Here is a 21,588-nt window from a genome sequence, read left to right as displayed (position 1 = left end):
TCGGTTAATCGGGCTGGGCCAAGCTTGGCCCTTCATCGCATTGCCAAGGCGTCGACATGCGCGTTTTTCTGTTTGCCCTGATGTTCCTGCTAAGCGGCCTGAGCCAGGCCAACCCGTTTGCCCAGAGCGACTTCCTGCCGGTCAACAAGGCCTTCGTGTTCAGCAGCGAACGCCTGGAGACCGGGCAGATGCGCCTGCACTGGCAGATCACCGACGGCTACTACCTGTACCAGAAACGCCTGAAATTCGACGGCCTGGCGCCGGAGCAGCAGCCCGAATTGCCCGCCGCCCTGCCCCACAGCGACGAGTATTTTGGTGAAACCCAGGTATACCGTGGCGAGCTGGAACTGATCCTGCCCGCCAGCGCCAGCGGTGAACTGCGCATGGGCTGGCAGGGCTGCGCCGATGCCGGCCTGTGCTACCCGCCACAAACCAGCCTGGTCAGCCTGGGCGGCACGACCGTCGACACGCAAGCCAGCGACCAGGCCCTGGCCGGTGGCCTGCAGCAGTCCACTCTGGCCTGGAGCCTGCTGGCCTTCCTCGGCCTGGGCCTGCTGCTGGCCTTCACCCCGTGCTCCCTGCCGATGCTGCCGATTCTCGCCGGGCTGGTCCTGGGCAGCGGTGCCAGTGCCCGCCGCGGCTGGTTGCTGGCCAGTGTCTATGTGCTGAGCATGGCCCTGGTGTATGCCGCCCTGGGCGTGGTTGCCGCGCTGCTGGGGGCCAGCTTTCAGGCCTGGCTGCAGCAACCCTGGCTGCTGGGCACCCTGGCCGGTTTGTTCGTGCTGCTGGCCCTGCCGATGTTCGGCGCCTTCGAGCTGCAGCTGCCGGTGTGGATTCGTGACCGCCTGGAGCGGGCCGGGCACGGCACCCGTGGCGGCAACCTGTATGGCGCCGCCTTGCTCGGGGCCTTGTCGGGCCTGCTGATGGGCCCGTGCATGACCGCACCACTGGCCGGCGCCCTGCTGTACATCGCCCAGAGCGGCAACGCCGTGCATGGCGGCCTGGTGCTGTTCACCCTGGGCGTGGGCATGGGCTTGCCGCTGCTGTTGCTGGTGACCCTGGGCAACCGCTACCTGCCACGCCCGGGCGCCTGGATGAACCGGGTCAAGGGCCTGTTCGGCTTCGTCTTCCTGGCCATGGCGCTGTATACCTTGCGCGCGGTGCTAGAGCCGTCGCTGTGGCTCGGCCTTGCCGGCGCCTGGCTGATCGCCCTGGCTTGGGCCGCGTGGCCGGCGTTGCAGGCACTGCGAGCGCTGCGCGCAGCGTCGCTGCTGCTGGGGTTCTGGGGCAGCCTGTTGATCGTTGGCGCTGCCGCCGGTGGCAATGACCCGTGGCAACCGCTGCAGCCGTTTACCGCCGGCAACGGCCCGGCAACCCTCGCCGAGCACCGCGATGCCTTCACCACCGTGAGCCAGCCAGCCGACCTGCAGCGTGAGTTGGAGGCGGCCAAGGCCCAGGGCCAGTGGGTGATGCTCGACTACTATGCTGACTGGTGCGTGTCGTGCAAGGTCATGGAAAAACAGGTCTTCGCCCGTGCCGACGTGCTGGCGGCACTGAGCGGCGTGCGCCTGCTGCGTCTGGATGTAACCGCTGATGCAGCGTCCAGCCGCGAGTTGCTGCTGCGCTACCAGGTCCCGGGCCCGCCCAGCCTGATCTGGATCGGCCCGGAGGGCAGCGAACGCCGGGCCCGACGCATCACCGGTGAAATCGATGCGGCGAACTTTCTCCAACACTGGGCCGCCACCCGGAGCCAAGGATGATGCTGACTGTCGCGCTCGGGCCGCTGACCATGGCCCTGAACCACCTGCTGCTGATCTGTGCCCTGGCCCTGGCCAGCCTGGTCGGCTGGCGCGTCGCCAAGCGCGGTGGCGACAACCCGGAATCAGTGCTGTTCGGCCTGTTCTTGCTGGGCCTGTTCAGTGCTCGCGTGGGTTTTGTCATCCGCTACTGGTCAATGTACCAAGGGGACCTGCTGCAGATCATCGACCTGCGCGACGGCGGCTTCCTGCTCTGGCCAGGCCTGCTCGCGGTCGCCATCGGAGCGTTCTGCCTGGCTTATCGCCGGCCGGCCCTGCGCCGGCCGCTGGGCTGGGGACTGCTCAGTGGCGGCCTGTTCTGGCTGCTCGGCAGCCTGGCCAGCCATCTCTATGACCAGGGCACACAACTGCCCGACATGAGCCTGCGCAAGGCCAACGGCCAGGCCGTACAATTGGCCGAGTACCGCGGCAAGCCGCTGGTGATCAACCTCTGGGCCACCTGGTGCCCGCCGTGCCGGCGCGAGATGCCGGTGTTGCAACAGGCCCAGGGCGACTACCCGGACATCACCTTCCTGTTCGTCAACCAGGGCGAGGCGCCACAAACCGTGGTCACCTTCCTCGCGACCACGGGCCTGAACCTTTCCCACGTATTGTTCGACAGTGGTGGCCAACTGGCACAGAAAGTCGGCTCCATGGCCCTGCCCACGACCTTGTTCTACAACGCCGAGGGCCGCCTGGTCGGCAGCCACCTGGGCGAACTGTCGCGTGCCAGCCTCAGCCACGCCCTGCAATCTTTCGAGCGCGCGCCCGCGCCTGCCGCCCCATCCCCCACAAGGAACGTCGCATGCGATCTCTGCTAAAACTGCCCCTCACGCTGGCCCTGGGCCTGATAACCAGCCCACTGGTGCTGGCCGAAGACTTGCCCAAGGCCGTCCAGCAGCTGGAAGCCAAAGGCGCGAAAATCAAAGGCAGCTTCGATGCCCCCAACGGCCTGCGCGGCTATGCCGCCGAGTACCAGAACCGCGGCTTGGCGCTGTACCTGACCGCCGATGGCAAGCACGTGCTGGTGGGTAGCCTGTTCGACGAGCAGGGCCAGGACCTGAGCCAGGCGCCGCTGGAAAAACTGGTGTATGCGCCGATGGCCAAAGAGGTCTGGGCGAAGATGGAAAAAACCGCCTGGATCGCCGACGGCAAGGCCGATGCACCGCGTATCGTCTACCTGTTCAGCGACCCCAACTGCCCGTACTGCAATATGTTCTGGCAGCAGGCGCGGCCCTGGGTCGAGTCCGGCAAGGTGCAATTGCGCCATATCATGGTCGGCATCATTCGCGAAGACAGCCCGGGTAAATCCGCCACATTGCTGGCCAGCCATGACCCGGCCAAGGCCCTGGCGCAACATGAGCAGGCCGGCAAGGCTAGCACCCTCAAGGCCCTGGAGAAGATTCCCGAAGCCGTACAAAGCAAGCTCGACGCCAACCTGGCGGTGATGGAAGAGCTCGGTCTGTCAGCAACGCCGGCCATTTTCTACCTGGACGACCAGCAACAGCTGCAAACCCAACAGGGCGCACCGCGACCGGAGCTGCTCGGCAAGATCCTCGGCAAACGTTGAACAGCCGGCGGATGTAACAACAGGGCGGTCACGGCGTCTGGAGAATACCTGCCTCATCCAACCACATGACCCGCCCTGCCTGCCTTGACCGTTTCCTCCACTCCTCCCTCGACATCCAGCTGCTGCGCTGGAGCCTGATCCTGATCTTCTTCGGCTTTGGCTATACCAAGTGGTTCGACTACGAAGCCCAGGCGCTGATCCCGCTGATCGATAACAGCCCGCTGTTGTCCTGGCTGCACCTGGCCTTTGGCATCCAAGGCGCCAGCTATGCACTGGGCGTAGCAGAATGGGCGACTGGCGCGGCGTTGCTGGCCGGTATCTGGCAACCGCGGGTGGCAGTGATCGGAGCACTGGGTTCAGTGCTCACCTACACCACCACCCTGACCCTGATCATCACTACCCCGGGCGGCTGGGAGAACAGCGCCGGGGGCTTTCCGGCCATGGGTGGGGCGACGTCCTTCCTGATCAAGGACGCCGTATTGCTTGCCGCATCGGTCGCCTTGCTCAAGCACGACCTGCTGCGTACCCGCCCCGCCCCGGCCTGAAGCCCTACAGCGCTTCCAGCTCGGCCATCAGGTCACTGAGGCGGTCGACCTTGTCGTCGCTCAGCTCACTGGCCTTCAGGCCCTCGACATAGGTCGCCAGTTCCTCGACGGTACTGCACTCGAACATGGCCCGCAGCGGCACGTTCAGTTGCAGCACCTTCTGCACCCGCGAAGCGATCTGGGTGGCCAGCAATGAATGCCCGCCCAACTCGAAGAAGTTGTCGCGTACCCCGACCCGCTCAGCCTTGAGCACCTCGGCCCAGATACCGGCCAGGGTCGCTTCCAGTTCGCTGCGCGGTGCCAGGTAGGCCTGACGGTGCTGGGCGCCGATGTCGATGGCCGGCAAGGCCTTGCGGTCGAGCTTGCCGTTGGTATTGAGCGGCAGTTGCTGGAGCCAGGCCCAGTGTAGCGGCACCATGTACTCCGGCAGCTCGGCACGCAGACGCTGCTTGACCTGTTCCAGCTGCACGGAGGTATCGGCGCCTGCGTTGCTGGCCACCAGGTAGCCAACCAGGTGCTTGCCGTTGACCCCGTCCTGTACCCCGACCGCCGCATCACGAATCGCGCTCTGCTCATGCAGGCGTGCTTCGATCTCGCCCAGTTCGATGCGGTAGCCGCGAATCTTCACCTGATGGTCGATGCGCCCGACGTACTCGAGCACACCGTCGGTACGCCGACGCGCCAGGTCGCCAGTGCGATACAAACGTTCACCAGGCGCACCGAACGGATGCGGGATAAAGGCTTGCGCGGTGCGCACCGGGTCACCGACATAGCCACGGCCGACGCCGGTACCGGCAACGCACAGCTCGCCCACCGCCCCTAACGGCACCAGCGCCTGATCGTCGCCAAGCAGGTACAGGCGGTTGTTGTCGGTCGGCGTGCCGATCGGCAGGTAGCTGCCCCGGGTCGAGGCGGCATCGACGCGGAAGAACGCCACGTCATCCGAGCACTCGGCCGGGCCATAGGCATTGACCAGGCCAATGTGCGGATAACGCTGCAGCCACTGCGACGCCAGTTCCGGCGGCATCGCCTCACCGGTCGGGAGCATCCAGCGCAAGCCATCGAGCTGTTGGTGGTCGTTGGCAAGCATGCCCTGGATCAGCGACGGCACGCTCTCCAGCACGCTGATGCCGGTAGCCTGCACATGCACCAGCAAGCCCTGCGGGTCGTGGGCAATGGCATTCGGCACAATCGCCACCTGGGCACCAAACAGCGGTGCGGCGAGGAACTGCCAGACCGAAATATCGAAGCTCTGCGAGGCGGTCTGGGCAATCACGTCCTGCTCGTCCAGTTGCAGGTACGGCACCTTGCTCAACTGGTTATTGAGCATGCCGCGCTGCTCGACCATCACCCCTTTGGGCAGCCCGGTGGAGCCGGAGGTGTAGATAACATAGGCGAGGTTGTCCGGCCCGCTGTAGATGCCCGGGTTGCCATCCGGCCCGGCAGTTGCCTGGATCTGCTCCCAGATCAGCAGTTTCGGCCGCCCGGCACAGCTCAACTCGTCGAGCAAGGCACGCCCCTGCTCGGCACAGGCTTCACTGCACACCAGCACCGGTGTGCGGCTCAGTTCAACGATCCGTTGCAGGCGCGCACCGGGCAGGCCAGGGTCCAGCGGCAGGTAACCGGCGCCGGCCTTGAAGCAGCCGACGATCATGCCGAGCAATGGCAAGTCGCGTTCGGCCAGCAACGCCACTGGCTGATCGACCGCCACACCGGCGCCCACCAGGGCATGGCCCAGGCGGTTGGCCTGGCGGTTGAGCTCGGCATAGCTCAGCGTCTGCTCCAGGCAACGCGCGGCAATACGCTGTGGATGCGCCGCCACCCGCGCCTCGAACAATTCGGCGTAGCTCTGCTCCAGACTGTAGGCCTGCTCGCTGCGGTTGCAGTCATCGAGCAGGAAACGCCGCTCGGCTTCACCGAGCAACGGCAGTTCGCTGACATCGCCCTGGAAGCCCTCGGCCAGGGCCAGCAGCAAGCGCTTGAACTCGGCCAGCAAGCGCTCGACCGTGGCAGTATCGAAGTAACGCTGGTCGAACGACAGGTGCAGCCCCAGGTCGTCGCCTGGATAACAGACGGCGGTCAACGGGAAGTTGGTGTGGGTGCGCCCGGAATCGGAGCTGGCGTTAAGGCTCTGCGCTCGATCAAGTACGGCAACCTCCACCGGCGCATTCTCGAATACGAACAGGCTGTCGAACAGCGGCTGGCCCTTGGGCAGCTCGCTGCACTCCTGGATGCTCACCAACGGCAGGTACTCGTACTCGCGCAGCTCCATGTTGCGTTCCAGCAGGCCTTGCAGCCACTGGCGCACGCTGCAGCGCTCACCCGCTGCGGGCAGTTTCACCCGCAGGGCGATGCTGTTGATGAACAGCCCGACCGTGCGCTGCATCTGCGGCATGCTCACCGGCCGGCCGGCCACGGTAACGCCGAAGACCACGTCGCGCTCACCGCTGTAACGGCTCAGCACCAGCGCCCACGCGGCTTGTGCAAAGGTGTTGATGGTCAGCTGATGAGCCTGGGCCAACTCGCGCAGGCGGGCACCATCGACGGCATCGAGGCGGGTGTAGCAATCGCCGACGACCATGCCGGCATTCTCCACCGCGTGGTCACGCAGCAATGGCCGGTCGCTGGGCACCGCGGTGCTGCGCTCGAAGCCTTCGAGGTTGTTGCGCCACCACTGGCGCGCCTCGTCCAGGTCCTGATGCTGCAACCAGCCGATGTAGTCGCGGTAGCGCGGCGGCACCGGCAACTGCGCCTGACGGCCCTCGCCCATGGCCAGGTAGATCTCGAAGAAGTCGTTCATCAGCAGCGAACGGCACCAGGCATCGATGAGGATGTGGTGGTTGCTCATCATGAACCAGTAGCGGTCCGCGCCCACTCGCACCAGGCGCAGGTGGAACGGCGCCTGCCGGAGCAAGTCGAAACCGGCTTCGCGCTCCTGCTTGTGCAACGCTTGCAGGCGCGCTTCCTGTTCAGCTTCGGGAATAGCGGACCAGTCCTGATAGTCGACCGGCGTCGCCCCCGGCTTGTGAATGATCTGCAGCATGGCCTCGCCCGCATTCCAGCAGAACGAAGCGCGCAAGGCCTCGTGACGGCCGACCACCGCTTGCCAGGCTGCGGCGAAACGCTGCGGGTCGAGGGCGCTGTTGATCCGGTAGCGGTCCTGCATGTAGTAGATGCCGGTGCCCGGTTCCAGCAGGGTATGCAGCAGTAGCCCCTCCTGCATCGGCGTCAGCGGGTAGACATCCTCGATCTGCGCAGCGGCGACCGGCAAGGCATCGATCTGCTCCTGGCTCAACTGCGCCAGGGGGAAGTCCGAGGGTGTGAAGCTGCCGGCGCCCGGGCTCAGGCAATGCTCGATCAGGCCGATCAGTTCCAGGCGGTAGGCCTCGACCAGGGTTTCGATGGTCTGCAGGTCGTAACGCTCGCGGCTGAAGGTCCAGCGCAGTTGCAGCTCACCGCCATAGACCTGGCCATCAACGCTCAGCCAATTAGGCAGCGGCGACTCCAGGTCGTGGGCCAGCCCGGTACTTTCATCCACCGGCTGGTACAGCGCGCCGGCCTGGAACTGCTGGTCGAACTGGCCCAGGTAGTTGAAGGTGATACGCGCCTGCGGCAGCGCGGCCATGGCTTCGCGCACCGGGGTGTCGGCCAGGTAGCGCAGCACCCCGTAGCCCACACCCTTGTGCGGCACAGTGCGCAGTTGCTCCTTGATGGCCTTGATCGAAACGCCTTGCCCCGCAGCCCCTTCGACGTTCAACGGGTTCAGGCTCAGCGGATAGGCACTGGTGAACCAGCCGACGCTGCGGGTCAGGTCCATGTCCTCGAACAGGTTCTCGCGGCCGTGGCCTTCCAGTTGCACCAGCACCGAACTGTCGCCGCTCCAACGGCACAGCACGCGGGCCAGGGCGGTCAGCAGCAGGTCGTTGACCTGGGTGTGATAGGCACCGGGTGCCTCCTGCAGCAGTTGCCGGGTGCGGGTCGCGTCCAGGCGCACGCTGAGGGTTTGCGCCTGCTGGTGCAGATTGGCCCCTTGCGGATGATCACAGGGCAGTTCGCGGCTGGCGGTACTCAACTGTGCCTGCCACCAGGTTTGCTCGTCACGCAACGAATCACTGCCAGCATAGGCCACCAGCCGCGCGGCCCAGTCGCTCATGGCGCGGGTCTTGGCCGCCAGCAACTGACCGCGGTACAGCGCCTGCAAGTCTTCCAGCAATACGCGCCAGGAAACGCCGTCGACCACCAGGTGGTGGATCGCCAGCAACAGGCGCTGGCGCCCCTCGCCGTCCTCAACCAGTAAGGCGCGCAGCAGCGGCCCCTGCGCCAGATCGAGGCTGCGCTGCACATCGCTGTACAGGGCCTGGCAGTCAGCCAGATCGGTCACCGACGCTTGCCAGAGCAACTCGCGGTGGTCGGCCTGGGCGTATTCGCTCTGCCATTGCCCATCGGCCTGGGTGAAGCGCAAGCGCAAGGCATCATGCTGCTGCAGCAACTGCTGCAACGCCTGCTCCAGGTTCTTGCCATGCAAGCGTTCGACCGGCGCCAGCAGGACCGCCTGGTTCCAGTGCTGGGGTTGCGGCACATCGCTGTCGAAGAACCAGTGCTGGATCGGCGTCAACGCCGCACGTCCGCTCAGCGGGCCCTGATCGACCTGGGTGGTTTCACTGCGACTGACCACCGTGGCCAAAGTCTGGACGGTCTGATGCTGGAACAGGTCGCGCGGGGTGAAGTGCAGCCCGGCCTGACGCCCACGGCTGACCACCTGGATCGACAGGATCGAGTCGCCACCCAGTTCGAAGAAGTTGTCCTGCAGACCGACCTGCTGGACATTCAGCACTTCACGCCAGATCGCCGCCAACTGCTGTTCCAGCTCGCTGCGCGGCGCTTCATAGTGCTGACGGCCCTGCTCCAGGTCCGGCGCCGGCAACGCGCGGCGGTCAAGCTTGCCGTTGCCGGTCAACGGCATTTGCGCCAGCAGCACCAGGTGGGTCGGCACCATATAGTCCGGCAGGTGCAGGCGCAACTGCGCCTTGAGTCCGTCGCGCAGCTCGGCCTGCCCGGCGGCATCGGCCTGGGCCTGGTCGCACACTAGATAAGCGGCCAGTTGCTTGCCGCCAGGCATGTCCAGGGCCAGCACCACCGCCTCGCGCACCGCCGGGTGTTCGAGCAGGCGGGTTTCGATCTCGCCCAGTTCGATACGGAAGCCACGAATCTTCACCTGATGGTCGATACGCCCGACATACTCGACCAAACCGTCGGCACGTTGGCGCACCAGGTCGCCGGTACGGTACAGGCGCCCGCCGTTGTCGCTGAACGGGTCAGCGACAAAACGCTCGGCGCTCAAACCCGGGCGTTCGTGGTAACCCTGGGCCAGGCCGGCGCCACCGACGTACAGCTCGCCAATGCCACCTTGCGGCAACAGGGCCAGGTCGGCATCGAGGATGTACGCCGTGCGGGCACCGACCACGCGGCCGATCGGCACACTGCCGGCGCCGGCTTCAAGTTGCTCGGGAGCCAGGCACGCCAGGGGCATGACCACGGTTTCGGTCGGGCCATAGGCGTTGTAGAACTGCTGCGGCGTGAACGCCTGGCGAATTCGCTGCAGGTGCTCGCCGGTCAAGGCCTCGCCACCGGTAATCACCAGGCGCACCGGCAGGCTTTCATTGCGGCTGGCCAGCCACTGGGCGAGCTGGCTGCCATAGCTGGGCGTAAAGCCTAAGATCGACACCTGCTGCTCGCGGATCAAGCTGCAAATCTCTTGCGCCCCCCACTGCCCTTGCCCACGCAAAACTACCCGTGCACCACAGAGCAACGGCACCAGCAAGCGCTCGGTGGCAGCGTCGAAGTTGATCGAATAAAAATGCAGCTCGCAGTCGTCGCTGCGCATGCCAAAACGCTCGATCACCGCCTGGCAGTGCATGGCGATTTCACCATGGCTGACCACCACGCCCTTGGGCTTGCCGGTGGAGCCAGAGGTGTAGATCAGGTAGGCCTGATGACCCGGCAAGGTCAGCGCTGGCAAGGCTTCGCGACTGTAGGCGGCAAGCGCATCGCGGTCCTCTTCCAGGCACCAGCGGCCGACCTCGGCGGGCAACGCCCCGAGGGCCTCGAACAGTGCACGCTGGCCCAGCAGCAACGCAATGCCGCTGTCCTCGATCATGTAATGCAGGCGTTCCAGCGGGTACTCCGGGTCCAGTGGCACATAAGCGCCCCCGGCCTTGAGGATCGCCAGCAGGCCAACCACCATCTCCAGCGAGCGCTCCAGCGCCAGGCCGACGCGCACCTGCGGGCCGACGCCGCGCTCACGCAGCACGCGGGCCAACTGGTTGGCGCGGGCGTCGAGCTCAGCGTAGCTCAGGTGCTCACCGGCGAAGGTCAGGGCCAGGGCATCCGGCTGACGTGCTGCTTGTTCACTGAACAGCTGGTGAATGTTCTGCCCCAGCGCCAGGGCGCTGTCGCCCTTGAGCGAATCGCACAAGGCCCTTTGCTCGACCGCCGCCAGCAACGGCAACTCGCCCAGGCGTTGCTCGGGATCACCCAGCAGTGCCACCAGCAGGTTCTGCCAATGGGCGGCCATTTTCGCGATGCGCGGCGCGTCGAACAGGTCGCGGCTGTAGGTCAGGCAGCAACCCAGGCGGCGGTCGAGGTCGGTGACTTCCAGGTTGAGGTCGAACTTGGTCGCGCGGGCGTCGTTGACCAGGTACTCGACCTGCATCCCGGCCAACTCGCGGCTTTGCTGGAATTCCCAGCGCTGGACGTTGCACATCACCTGGAACAGCGGGTTGTAGGCACTGCTGCGAGGCGGTTGCAGGGCCTCGACCAGTTGATCGAACGGCAGGTCCTGATGGGACTGGCCATCGATCACGGTCTGGCGCACCTGCTCGATCAACTCAGCGACGCGCATTTGCCCGTCGAGCTGGCAACGCAGCACCTGGGTATTGAGGAAGGCGCCGATCAGGCCCTCGCTTTCCGGACGAATACGATTGGCTACCGGTGCACCGATACGCAGGTCGGTCTGGCCACTGTAGCGGTACAGCAACACCGCCAGCGTGGCGGTCATGGTCATGAACAGGGTCAGGCCGTGCTCGGCATTGAAGGCGCGTACCCGCGCGGCCAGCTCCGGGCTCAGGTCGAAGCGATAGAGCTCACCGCGATGGCTCTGCAGCGCCGGGCGCGGACGATCGGCAGGCAGTTCGAGCACCGGATGCTCATCGCCCAGCTGGGCTTGCCAGTAATCCAGCTGACGCTGGCGCTCGCCGTTTTCCAGCCACTGGCGCTGCCACACGCTGTAGTCCAGGTACTGCACCGGCAACGGTGGCAGCGGCGATTCGCGCTCGTCGACAAAGGCCTCGTAAAGCTCGCCCAGCTCGCGGGCGAAAATATCCATGGCCCAGCCTTCGGTAACGATGTGGTGCAGGGTCAGCACAAAGTAGTGCTCTCGCTCGCCAGCCTTGACCAGGCAGGCGCGCAGCAGTGGCCCGCGCTCCAGGTCGAAGGGCTGGTGCGCCTGCTCGTCGGCGAACGCCTGCAGGCGTTGATCGCGAACCTTCGCTGTGGCACTGGAGAAATCCAGCCAGCTCATCTGCAGGTTGCTGTCCTCGGCCACGCACTGATACGGCACGCCGTCGATGCTCGGGAAGGTCGTGCGCAGGGTTTCGTGGCGCACGATCAGCGCTTGCAGCGCCTGCTCGAAACGGCTGACATCCAGCACCCCGCTCAGGCGCGCCATGCCGCCGACGTTATAGGCCGGGCTGTCCGGCTCCATTTGCCAGAGGAACCACATGCGCTGCTGGGAGTAGGACAGCGGCACCGCCTGGCGACGGTCGATGCGCTGGATCTCGCCTTGCAGGTTGTGCGCACCGCTGCGCTGGATTGCCTCCACTGCCGCGGCAAAGGCGCCCAACTCGCTGGCCTCGAACAAGGTGCGCAGCGGCAACTCGACGTTGCAGGCCTGGCGGGTACGGGAAATGATCTGGGTGGCCAGCAGCGAGTGGCCGCCCAGGGCAAAGAAATCGTCCTGCAAGCCGACCCGCTGGATACCCAGCACCTCGCGCCAGATCGCGGCAATCTGTTGCTGCAGGGCGGTACCCGGTTCGATGTGTTCACGCGATTGCCATTGCGGCTCGGGCAAGGCCTTGCGCTCGATCTTGCCGCTCGGGCCCAGCGGCATCTGCACCAGGTGAACCAGTTGCGCTGGCACCATGTAGGCGGGCAGTTGCTCGGCCAGGGCTGCCAGCAACTGCGCGCTCGCGTCGATACCGCTGTAGTAGCCAACCAGCTGCGGGCCGGCGGCGCTGTCGCGAATCATCACCAGCGCCTGCTCGACGCCGGCCTGCTTCAATAGGCAAGCCTCGACTTCTTCGGGCTCGACCCGGAAGCCACGCAGCTTGACCTGCTGATCGAGGCGGCCAAGGTACTCCAGCGCCCCCAGGTCAGCCAGCCAGCGCGCCCGGTCGCCACTGCGGTACAGGCGCTGGCCGTCGCCATCGGGCTGCGGCACGAACCGTTCAGCGGTAAGCCCCGCACGCCCCAGGTAACCCCGGGCCAGGCCGGCACCGCCGAGGTACAGCTCACCCGGTACGCCAGGCGGCGTCGGTTCCAGCTCGGCATCGAGCACCCGGCACAGCACATTGGCCAACGGCCGACCGATCGGCGAGCGCGTGCCGTCGGCAGCGCTGCATTGCCAGTGAGTGACGTTGATGGCGGTTTCGGTCGGGCCGTAGCGGTTGTGCAGGGCCACCTGCGGCAATACCTGCTGCACCCGCTCGCGCAGGTTTGCCGACAGTGCCTCACCGCCAGAGAACAACCGGCGCAGGCTGCTGCACTGTGCGGCCAGCGGTTCCTGGACAAACACCTGGAGCAAGGCCGGAACGAAATGCAAGGTGGTCACGCCATGCTCGCGCACCAGCTCGGCGATGCGTTGCGGGTCGCGGTGCTCGCCAGGGCCGGCGAGCACCAGCTGGCAACCGTTGGCCAGCGGCCAGAAGCATTCCCACACCGACACGTCGAAGCTGATCGGCGCCTTTTGCATCAGCACGTCGCGGTCATTCAATGCATAGCGCTCCTGCATCCACTGCAGGCGCTCGGCCAGTGCCGCATGGGTGTTGCCAACGCCTTTGGGTTGGCCGGTGGAGCCGGAGGTGTAGATCACATAGGCAAGATTGTCACCGTGCAGGTGCAGGCCCGGCGGCTGGCTTGGCCAGCTGTCGAGCTTGAGGCGGTCCATGGCAATGGCGCTGACCTCGGCCGGCAGGCTCAGGCGCTCGAGCACGTCGCTGTGACTGAGCAGCAGGCTCGCGCCACTGTCGGCGAGCATGTAGGCCAGACGCTCGGCTGGATAATCGACATCCAGCGGCACATAGGCCCCCCCGGCCTTGAGAATGGCCAACAAGCCAATCAGCAGTTGCGGCGAACGCTCGGCGGCAATGGCCACGCACACATCCGGGCCGACGCCCTTGTCACGCAGGTAATGGGCCAGACGGTTGGCTTGCTGGTGCAGGCTGGCGTAGTCGAGACAGCCGCCCTGCCACACCAGGGCGGTACGCTCCGGGGTCTTGCGTGCCTGTTCGTTGAGCTGCTCGACCAGCCAATGCTGCGCCTGCGGTGCCGGGGCCTGGCCCCACTCGAGCAACCGCGCGCGGCCCTCGGCATCGAGCAATTGCAGCGCGCCAAGGGTGACGTCAGGTTGCGCGCAGACCTGTTCCAGCAAGCCGGTCAACTGTTCGATCAGGCGCTGCACGGTCGCCGCTTCGAACAGTTCCACGGCGTAGTCGAACGACAGCGTCAGCCTGCCCTGATGGTCCTCTTCACTGTGCAGTTGCAGGTCGAACTTGGCCTCGCGGCTGTGCCAGGGCAGTTCTTCGGCGAGCACCCCCGGGAGGCGGCGCAAGGCGCTGAGGTCGCGCTGCTGATGGTTGAACATGACCTGGAACAGGCCCTGCTCGCGCGCTTCGGGGAAGGCCTCGAGCAGTTGTTCGAACGGCAGGTCCTGGTGGGCCTGGGCCTCCAAGGTGGTGTGGCGCACCTGGGCCAGCAACTGCTTGAACGGCAAGCGTCCATCAAGCTGTGCGCGCAGCACCTGGGTATTGATGAAAAAGCCCACCAGGCCCTGGGTTTCCAGGCGCGGCCGATTGGCGTTGGGCACCCCGACACGGATGTCGGTTTGCCCGCTGTAACGGTGCAACAGGCTCTGGAAACCGGCAAGCAAGACCATGAACAGCGTGGCGTCATGAGCGCGCGCGAGGCTGCGCAAGGCTTCGGCCAGGCTCGGCTGCAGGCGCACGCTCAAGCGCGCGGCGGCATTGCTTTGGCGGTTTGAACGTGAGTAGTCGGTGGCAAGATCGAGCACCGCCTGCTGCTCACCGAGCCGATCCTTCCAGTACGCCAGTTGCCGGGCGCTTTCGCCCTGGGCCAGCCATTGGCGCTGCCAGCTGCCGTAGTCGGCATAGTCCAGGTGCAAAGCCGCCAGCTTGGCCTCCTGGCCCTGGCAATGAGCCGCGTACAGGCGCGAGAACTCGTCGATGAGAATGTTCATCGACCAGCCGTCGGCGATGATGTGGTGCAACGTCACCCACAGCTGATGGTCGTCGCAGTCCAGCCGCACCAGGGTCACGCGCAGCAGCGGGCCCTGGTGCAGATCGAAGGGTTGCATGGCTTCGGCTTCGCGCTGCGCCAGCACTTCCTGGTCACTGGCGCCAGACAGATCCAGGCGCTGCACGCTAAACGCCAGGCTCGGCAGGATGCGTTGCAGTGCCTGGCCATCCTCCTCGGCGAACACCGTGCGCAGGGACTCGTGACGCTCGACCAGGGCCTGGAAGCTGGCCTGCAACGCCACTTCGTCCAGTTCGCCACGCAGGCGCAGGGCACCGGGTATGTTGTATGCTGCGCTGTGCGGCTCAAGCTGCCAGGTCAGCCACAGGCGGTTTTGCGCCAGCGACTGCGGCAGGGCCTGCTCGCGGCCGAGGCGGCTGATGGCACCCCGGGCGACACCGCCATCGTTCTGCAACGCCGTCACCGCGGCGCTGAAGTCGGCCAGGGTCGGCGCCTCGAACAGCACCCGTACGCCCAACTCAAGCCCCAGTTCATCACCCAGGCGCGCACAGACCTGGGTGGCGGCAATCGAGTTGCCGCCGAGCAGGAAGAAGTGATCGTCCGCGGCAATCTGCTCCACGCCCAACTGCTCACACCACAGACGGCCGATCCGGGCCTGCATGCCGGTCGCCGACGCATCTTGCTCGGCCACGGCCGCCGCCTGCTGATCGGGGAAGCGCGCATAGCAATCGAGGCTGCCGTCGTCCATGCGCAAACGGCAGGCCGAACGCTGCAGCTTGCCGCTGGACGTCTTCGGCAATGCGCCCGGGTTGAGCAGCAGCACCACCGCCGGGGCTTGCTGGCAGGCATCGGCGATCACCTGACGCAGGGTCTTGATCAGGCTCGCCGGGGTCATGATCTTCTGCACGTTGCGGCTGATCTCGACGGCGACGCCAATACCCTCCTCGCCATTGTCATCGACCGCGAATACCGCCACACGCCCTTTGCGCAGGACCTCGACCTCGCGCTCCAGGGTCTTTTCCAGATCTTGCGGGTAGAGGTTGTGCCCGCGCACGATCAGCAGGTCCTTGAGGCGACCGGTAACGAACAGCTCGCCGTCGCGCAAAAAGCCCAGGTCGCCGGTGCGCAGCCAGGTACGCCCGCTCTGTTCGACGAAGGTGGCGGCGGTGGCCTCAGGGTTGCGCCAGTAGCCTTTGGCAATGCTCGGACCGCTGGCCCAGATCTCGCCCACCTGGTTATCGGCCAGCACGGCCAGGCTGTGCGGCTCGACAACCTGCAGCGCATGCTCGGGCTGGCTGCGCCCGCAGCTCATCTGCAGCGAGCCGTTGCCTGGCGCTGCCCGGTTGCATGCCAAGGCCTGGGTATCCAGCTCAAGCGCGCCAATCCCCTGGCCACGGGTGCTGCCGCTGACAAACAGGGTGGCCTCGGCCAGCCCGTAACTGGCGAAAAAGTGTTCCGCGACGAATCCGCAGGGCGCGAACTTGTCGGCAAAGGCCTGCAGGCTGTCCTGGCGGATCGGCTCGGAGCCGGAATAGGCCACCCGCCATTTGCTCAGGTCGAGGCTGGCCATTGCCGCGGCACTGACCCGTTCGCTGCACAGCCGATAGGCGAAATCCGGCCCACCGCTGATGGTGCCACCGTGATCGCTGATCGCCTGCAGCCAGCGCTGCGGCCGCGCCAGAAAATACGCCGGGGCCATCAACACACAAGGCACGCCGCTGAAGATCGGTTGCAGCAGACCGCCGATCAGGCCCATGTCGTGGTACAGCGGCAGCCAGCTGACAATCACGTCGTCCGGGTTTGCATCGATACCAAAGCCATGGCGAATCAACACTTCGTTGGCCACCAGGTTGCCGTGGCTGACTTGCACGCCCTTGGGCAAGGCAGTAGAGCCGGAGGTGTACTGCAGGAAGGCAATGTCATCGGCCTGCAAGGTCGGCGCCTGCCAACCGCCAGCCAGCTCCGCTGCCAGGCTATCGACCGCCAGCAATTGCGGCGCCGCGGGGTCGGCCAGCACGTCGAGGGCCTGCAGGCTGTCCTGCAAGGCGCTGATGGTCAGCAACAGGCGTGGCTCGGCATCGTCGATGATCGACAACAGGCGCTCCTGATGGTGGCGTCGTGAAGACTCCGGCGGGTAGGCCGGCACAGCAATCACACCGGCATACAAGCAGCCGAAGAACGCTGCGACGTAGTCCGGGCCACTGGGAAACAACAGGATCGCCCGATCCCCCACTGCAGTGCGCGCCTGCAAGGCAGCGGCGATGGTCCGCGCTCGCAGGTCAAGGTCGCGATAGGAAAGCACGGCTTCATCGCGCGGGTCTTCGGCCAGAAAGCGCAAGGCAACCCGATCCGGGCTGAGCGCTGCACGTTGAGCCAGTGCCTGGACCAGCGTAACCGGGAGTTCGAAGGCGTCCGTCATGGGGGTTCCTGCCAGAGTCTGTACATGAAATCAGGTCTCGGTTGGCGCGCCGGGCGGGCTTCCAGGCAGCGAAGTGCGCCTTGCCAGAGCCGAGGATGTACACAGAGGAACGGATGGCCGGAGGAAATAATTAAGCGGCGGGAACGGCGGGGGCAGCGGCGAAAAAGTGCGGAGTTTGAAGCCGGTCACAAAGCGCGAGCTTAGAAGCAAAAGGCATAGATACTTATTAACTTTCGCATTTGACAATAATTATCATTAAGAATAGCTTGTCGCACGTCGTAGGAAGCCTCCGATTCTGGAGACTTCCACTTCCCTCTTAGAGATAAGGTGATTTCCATGGCGGAACAACTATCCACAAGTAAGTGCGATTCACCGTTACTCCAGGCGTTTGTCGACAACCGCAGTATCCTGGTCAAGATTGCCGCACGCATCACCGGCTGCCGCTCGCGGGCCGAAGACGTGGTTCAGGATGCGTTCTTCCGGCTCGGCTCGGCGCCGCAGATCACGTCCTCGTTCAAGGCCCAGCTTAGCTACCTGTTCCAGATCGTGCGCAACCTGGCCATCGACCACTATCGCAAGCAGGCCATGGAGCTGAAGTACTCCGGCAGCGAAGAGGAAGGCCTGAACGTGGTGATCCAGGGGGCTTCGCCAGAAACCACGCACATCAACTTCGCCACCCTTGAACACATCGCCGATGCCTTGAACGACCTGCCGCAACGCACCCGCTATGCCTTCGAAATGTACCGCCTGCACGGCGTGCCACAGAAAGACATCGCCAAGGAGCTCGGCGTCTCGCCGACCCTGGTCAACTTCATGATTCGCGATGCCCTGGTGCATTGTCGGAAAGTCTCAAGCCAGAGGGCTTGAGAGCGACAAGCTGCAAGCTTCAAGCGGCAAGTGGGTGGTGATGCCGCTTGCCGCTTGAGGGTCAGAGCAACCTGCAACCTTCGAAGAACCGCTCCCGCCCCAGAATCATCAATGCCGCACGCTTGTGCGGAAAGTCGAATTCCTTCTCGCAATGAAAACACTGCTCGTGCATGTAGCCGATCATCTTGCCGTTGTCCGCTCGCGGCTCGGCCACTACCCGCTGGGTGCGCGGGTCGTCCAGGAACAGGTAGTGGACCAGTGCTGACAACCAGCTGGCGACCTTGTGCGGCCCGCGATGCTGCTCTTCCCCCACCAGCATGTGGATGCCGCGGTCGTAATCATCCACCGCATAGAACGGCGCGATACGGTCTTCCTTGGCCCAGTAGGCCTCGAAGTAGGCGAAGGGCTGATCATCGAAACACCCGATCAGGGTCAGGCTGTGCGGATCGGCCTCAAGCTTGCCGAGGTAGTCACGGTGTTGTTCGAGGCTGCCGCCCTCCTGCCAGAAGTTGAGCACCCGCGGGTTGTTCTGCCAGCGATTGAACCGCTCCAGGTCCTGGTCGATTTCCAGGGTGCGTAACGACACCCACGCCCCCAGCCGCGCATCGAAGCGTCGATACACCTCGCCGCGCGGCTTGGGTGCGCGCCGGGGGTGGCGCTTGCCTTCACTGATCTGCATCTGTTGCGGGTAGACGCCCGCGAACGGCTGGCCGAGCCAGGGTTGAGGCAACTGCCAGAACAAGCTGCGCTCACACAGGTACTGGCCCTGGCGCGCGGTGCTGACCAACAGGCCACTGTTCAACGCCTGCGGTGGCGGCTGATCCAGCTGCCAGGTCAGGCGCTGACAACCGGGGTCACGGGCGAACAACCAGTAGCAAACGGCCCACAGGGCTTGTTGCACACGGTCGCGGGCACAGTCTTCAAGCTGAACCTGCAAGGTCTCGCCACGTTGCAGGCGCACACGCACCAACGGGCTGCCTTCCAGCACCAGGCTCAGATGGCAATCGCCTTCATCGGCGCTGAGGCTACGCCAGCGAGGCAAGGACAAAGTCGGCGAAGCGGAATCGAATGGCATGATCTTGGCTCACAAGGGAATGATCGGCTCACCCTGGTGAACGTCGCCAACACAGACAAATTTAGTCAGCCTTGGGTGTGCTGACAGTGATGCGATAAGGCTGGAAGATTTTCAGCAACTCGCCATTGGCCCGCAAGGACTGCAACAAACCGGCAAATGCCGGGCCACTGATGGGGGCGCCGGGCCGCAACAGGGCGTAATGATGGTAGACCTGGTCAACGCGATCGGACGCCAGCAACTGCTCGGCGCTTTGCGGATTGCGCACCAGGAAGTCACTGAAATAGGAACGGGTGACCAGGGCAACCTCGGCGCGGCCGCGCTGGACCATCAGCAGGTTACTGTCATGGGAATAGGTCAGGGTCGCATTGTAGGTGTCGGCCAGGTACTTGGGGTCGGCGTTGAAATCGGCAAAGGCGTAGTGATAGCCACTGTACAGTGCCAGGCGCTTGCCCTTGAGGTCGCTGAAGTAAGCCTGGTCGCGGCCGGGCTGGCGATGAGCGACGAAGACCTCGGCGTCTTCCAGGCCCATGTCGACACTCTCATGGGGAATCTGCTGCCAGCCCCACGCGGGGTTCTCGAAGATCGCCATGTCGGTGCGCCCCTGCTGGAAGTCACCGAAGCGCCGTTGAATCGAAGTCGGCACCAGGACGAAACGATAACGTTGCTGGACGTTGTTCAGCGCCTCGACCAGTTGCGGCAGCAGGCCGGTGTCGGCGCCTTGCTCCGGGCGCACGGTGTAGGGCGGGAAGTGTGCGGCCCCGACTTTGACCTCGATCTCTGCTGCCGCCCAAGCCGAGGGGGCCAGCCATATCGCGGCAGCATTAACAACAAGGGCACCGTCTGTGGCATGGGCGCTGGACTCAAAGCAACACACTCTTTGCGGGATTAAACCGGAATCTAGCTAAGCTAGGCGTTTTCAAGGCGTTGCACAACTGTCGGTTACGCCAAGCGCAGCAGGCAAAATGCCAGGGGATACCCGGTTGGTCCGAGTTTGGCTACGCTCTTAGCAGTCTTGCATGGGAGCCTACTATGGGCCATTGGCTGGTGATCGACCTTGAAGCAACCACCGACGATGGTGGCTGGCCGGTCACAGATATGGAAATCATCGAAATCGGTGCGGCGCTGGTTGACCGCAAGGGCCGCGAAGTTGGTCATTTTCAGCGTTTCGTGCGCCCCAGGCGACGGCCGCAACTGACCCCGTTCTGCCGTGAACTGACGCACATCAGCCAGGCCAATGTCGATACAGCGGCGACCTTCGCCCAGGTGTGGGCGCAGTTCGAGCGCTGGCTCGAGCATCACGCCGGGCACCTTGAGGGTTGGGTCAGCTGGGGTGACTACGACCGCAAACAACTGTTGCAGGAATGGCAGCAGTACCAGGTCCACAGCTTGCTCGCCGAGTTGCCGCACATCAACCTCAAGCAACGCTTCGCCAAAGCCCGCCAGTTGCAACGGCCGCTGGGACTCAATGGCGCGTTGCAACTCGCCGGCCTGCAATTCAGTGGGCGCCAGCACCGGGCCCTGGAAGACGCCCGCAATACGGCCCGTCTGCTGCCCCTGTCGCTGCCGGCCAACGGCACCTGAAAGCGGATGACGACGCTGCGGGCCTTGGGCATACTGGCCTGCCTTTTTAGCCCCTTTTCAGGAGTCGCCCATGTTTAAAGTCAACGAGTACTTTGATGGCACGGTCAAGTCGATCGCCTTCGGCACCGCTGAAGGTCCGGCCACGGTTGGCGTGATGGCCCCGGGCGAATACGAGTTCGGCACTGCCCAGCGCGAAATCATGCACGTGGTGTCGGGTGCCCTGACCGTCAAACTGCCCGACAGCGACAACTGGGAAACCTTCAGCGCCGGTAGCCAGTTCAATGTCCCGGCCAACAGCAAGTTCCAACTCAAGGTAGCGGTTGATACTGCCTACCTGTGCGAGTATCGCGGCTAAGCCTGAATCAGGCGCCGACCCCATCGCTGGCAAGCCAGCTCCCACAAGTTGTTCACTGCAACCCTTGTGGGAGCTGGCTTGCCAGCGATGGGCTGCGCAGCAGCCCCCTCACTTCAGAAACGCGACAATCCTGTCCGCCGCCGTCGCCAGATGCTCGCCATGGCTGAACCCGGAAGCCTTCAGCGGCTTCAAGTCATGATCCCCCGCCTGCAGCCAGCACAGCTCAATCGCTGACGACAGCTCATAGCCTTCCACCGTTTGCCGATTGCCCAGGGCATCGCGCTCGCCCTGAACGATCAAGGTCGGTGTCTTCAGCCCAGCCAGGTGCGCCACCCGCGGCTTCTCCGGTTTGCCGGCGGCATAAAACGGATAACCCAGGCACACCAGCGCATCGGCGCCCAACTCGTCGGCCAGCAAACTCGCCATGCGCCCGCCCATGGACTTGCCGCCGATGGCCAACGCCCCAGTGACCAATGGTCGCACCTGCGCATACACCTCACGCCAGCAGTCCAGCAATTGGGCCTGCGGATTTGGCGGCCTTTTGCCACCATCGATGCGCCGCTGGGCCATGTAGGGGAACTCGAAGCGCAGCACCCCCAGCCCTTGCTCCGCCAGCCTTTGCGCGATTTCCTGCATGAACCCGCTGTCCATCGGCGCCCCCGCGCCATGGGCCAGGATCAGGCACCGCGATTGCTGGCCATCCCCCTGATTTTGCGGGGCATTCCAGCGCCAGCCGCGGCTTTCGACCAGCCGCGCCCATTGATCCCCGTCAATACCGGCCAGTTGCCCATTACTCATGCTTGCCTCGCTGTTTAGTCTGCCTATAACCGTG

The 21,588-nt window shown here is 64.8% G+C and carries 11 protein-coding genes; 7 read left to right on the top strand and 4 right to left on the bottom strand.

Translation table 11 applies throughout. The features are described 5' to 3' along the window. Positions 1-56: 56 nt before the first annotated feature. The 4 genes from dsbD (at position 57) to PspR32_RS08210 (ending at position 3,911) form a co-directional block, all read left to right on the top strand. Positions 57-1,760 carry a protein-disulfide reductase DsbD gene (gene dsbD / locus PspR32_RS08225; protein ID WP_036994393.1) on the top strand — a complete coding sequence of 568 codons (1,704 nt, stop codon included), beginning with the start codon at positions 57-59 and terminating at the stop codon, positions 1,758-1,760. Then, positions 1,760-2,617, top strand: coding sequence for a TlpA family protein disulfide reductase (locus PspR32_RS08220; protein WP_026001474.1), 858 nt, complete (start codon positions 1,760-1,762; stop codon positions 2,615-2,617). Before dsbD ends, PspR32_RS08220 begins: the two co-directional genes overlap by 1 nt. Continuing rightward, complete coding sequence (dsbG, locus tag PspR32_RS08215) at positions 2,602-3,366, top strand: thiol:disulfide interchange protein DsbG (RefSeq protein ID WP_010225966.1); 765 nt, start codon at positions 2,602-2,604, stop codon at positions 3,364-3,366. The genes PspR32_RS08220 and dsbG overlap by 16 nt, the downstream gene beginning before the upstream one ends. Positions 3,367-3,431: 65 nt before the next feature. Next, positions 3,432-3,911 (top strand): YkgB family protein, encoded by a 480-nt coding sequence (locus PspR32_RS08210; protein WP_036994392.1) that lies wholly within the window; start codon positions 3,432-3,434, stop codon positions 3,909-3,911. 4 nt (positions 3,912-3,915) lie between these two features. On the opposite strand, the gene PspR32_RS08205 is transcribed toward PspR32_RS08210, so the two are convergent. Beyond that, positions 3,916-16,878, bottom strand: coding sequence for a non-ribosomal peptide synthetase (locus PspR32_RS08205; protein WP_159388301.1), 12,963 nt, complete (start codon positions 16,876-16,878; stop codon positions 3,916-3,918). Positions 16,879-17,214: 336 nt separating this feature from the next. On the opposite strand from PspR32_RS08205, the gene PspR32_RS08200 reads away from it, so the two are divergent. Next, positions 17,215-17,745, top strand: a complete 531-nt coding sequence (locus PspR32_RS08200) for an RNA polymerase factor sigma-70 (protein WP_010225972.1) — start codon at positions 17,215-17,217, stop codon at positions 17,743-17,745. Between the two features lie 61 nt (positions 17,746-17,806). Here the strand turns inward: PspR32_RS08200 and PspR32_RS08195 are convergent, their stop codons facing one another. Both PspR32_RS08195 and PspR32_RS08190 read right to left on the bottom strand, forming a co-directional pair. Continuing rightward, positions 17,807-18,820, bottom strand: a complete 1,014-nt coding sequence (locus PspR32_RS08195; protein WP_010225974.1) for a GNAT family N-acetyltransferase — start codon at positions 18,818-18,820, stop codon at positions 17,807-17,809. A 61-nt stretch (positions 18,821-18,881) separates the two neighbouring features. Beyond that, positions 18,882-19,694 carry a substrate-binding periplasmic protein gene (locus PspR32_RS08190; RefSeq protein ID WP_159388300.1) on the bottom strand — a complete coding sequence of 271 codons (813 nt, stop codon included), beginning with the start codon at positions 19,692-19,694 and terminating at the stop codon, positions 18,882-18,884. A gap of 155 nt (positions 19,695-19,849) precedes the next feature. On the opposite strand from PspR32_RS08190, the gene PspR32_RS08185 reads away from it, so the two are divergent. Both PspR32_RS08185 and ppnP read left to right on the top strand, forming a co-directional pair. Beyond that, complete coding sequence (locus PspR32_RS08185; protein WP_010225978.1) at positions 19,850-20,401, top strand: exonuclease domain-containing protein; 552 nt, start codon at positions 19,850-19,852, stop codon at positions 20,399-20,401. Positions 20,402-20,471: 70 nt separating this feature from the next. Continuing rightward, positions 20,472-20,756 (top strand): pyrimidine/purine nucleoside phosphorylase, encoded by a 285-nt coding sequence (gene ppnP, locus PspR32_RS08180; protein WP_010225980.1) that lies wholly within the window; start codon positions 20,472-20,474, stop codon positions 20,754-20,756. 108 nt (positions 20,757-20,864) lie between these two features. Here the strand turns inward: ppnP and PspR32_RS08175 are convergent, their stop codons facing one another. Continuing rightward, positions 20,865-21,554 carry an alpha/beta family hydrolase gene (locus PspR32_RS08175; RefSeq protein WP_010225982.1) on the bottom strand — a complete coding sequence of 230 codons (690 nt, stop codon included), beginning with the start codon at positions 21,552-21,554 and terminating at the stop codon, positions 20,865-20,867. Positions 21,555-21,588: the final 34 nt, after the last annotated feature.

The organism is Pseudomonas sp. R32, from assembly GCF_009866705.1.
In the GTDB taxonomy this organism is placed as follows: Bacteria; Pseudomonadota; Gammaproteobacteria; order Pseudomonadales; family Pseudomonadaceae; genus Aquipseudomonas; species Aquipseudomonas donghuensis.
Note: the sequence above shows the minus strand (reverse complement) of the source record. Positions and strands in the feature narration are given on the sequence as shown.

What these genes read in the sequence shown, in the direction of transcription:
- PspR32_RS08185 (WP_010225978.1), top strand. Translation starts at nt 19,850, where the DNA reads ATGGGCCATTGGCTGGTGATCGACCTTGAAGCAACCACCGACGATGGT.
- PspR32_RS08205 (WP_159388301.1), bottom strand. Translation starts at nt 16,878, where the DNA reads ATGACGGACGCCTTCGAACTCCCGGTTACGCTGGTCCAGGCACTGGCT.
- PspR32_RS08195 (WP_010225974.1), bottom strand. Translation starts at nt 18,820, where the DNA reads ATGCCATTCGATTCCGCTTCGCCGACTTTGTCCTTGCCTCGCTGGCGT.
- PspR32_RS08220 (WP_026001474.1), top strand. Translation starts at nt 1,760, where the DNA reads ATGCTGACTGTCGCGCTCGGGCCGCTGACCATGGCCCTGAACCACCTG.
- PspR32_RS08210 (WP_036994392.1), top strand. Translation starts at nt 3,432, where the DNA reads ATGACCCGCCCTGCCTGCCTTGACCGTTTCCTCCACTCCTCCCTCGAC.
- ppnP (WP_010225980.1), top strand. Translation starts at nt 20,472, where the DNA reads ATGTTTAAAGTCAACGAGTACTTTGATGGCACGGTCAAGTCGATCGCC.
- PspR32_RS08200 (WP_010225972.1), top strand. Translation starts at nt 17,215, where the DNA reads ATGGCGGAACAACTATCCACAAGTAAGTGCGATTCACCGTTACTCCAG.
- PspR32_RS08175 (WP_010225982.1), bottom strand. Translation starts at nt 21,554, where the DNA reads ATGAGTAATGGGCAACTGGCCGGTATTGACGGGGATCAATGGGCGCGG.
- dsbG (WP_010225966.1), top strand. Translation starts at nt 2,602, where the DNA reads ATGCGATCTCTGCTAAAACTGCCCCTCACGCTGGCCCTGGGCCTGATA.
- dsbD (WP_036994393.1), top strand. Translation starts at nt 57, where the DNA reads ATGCGCGTTTTTCTGTTTGCCCTGATGTTCCTGCTAAGCGGCCTGAGC.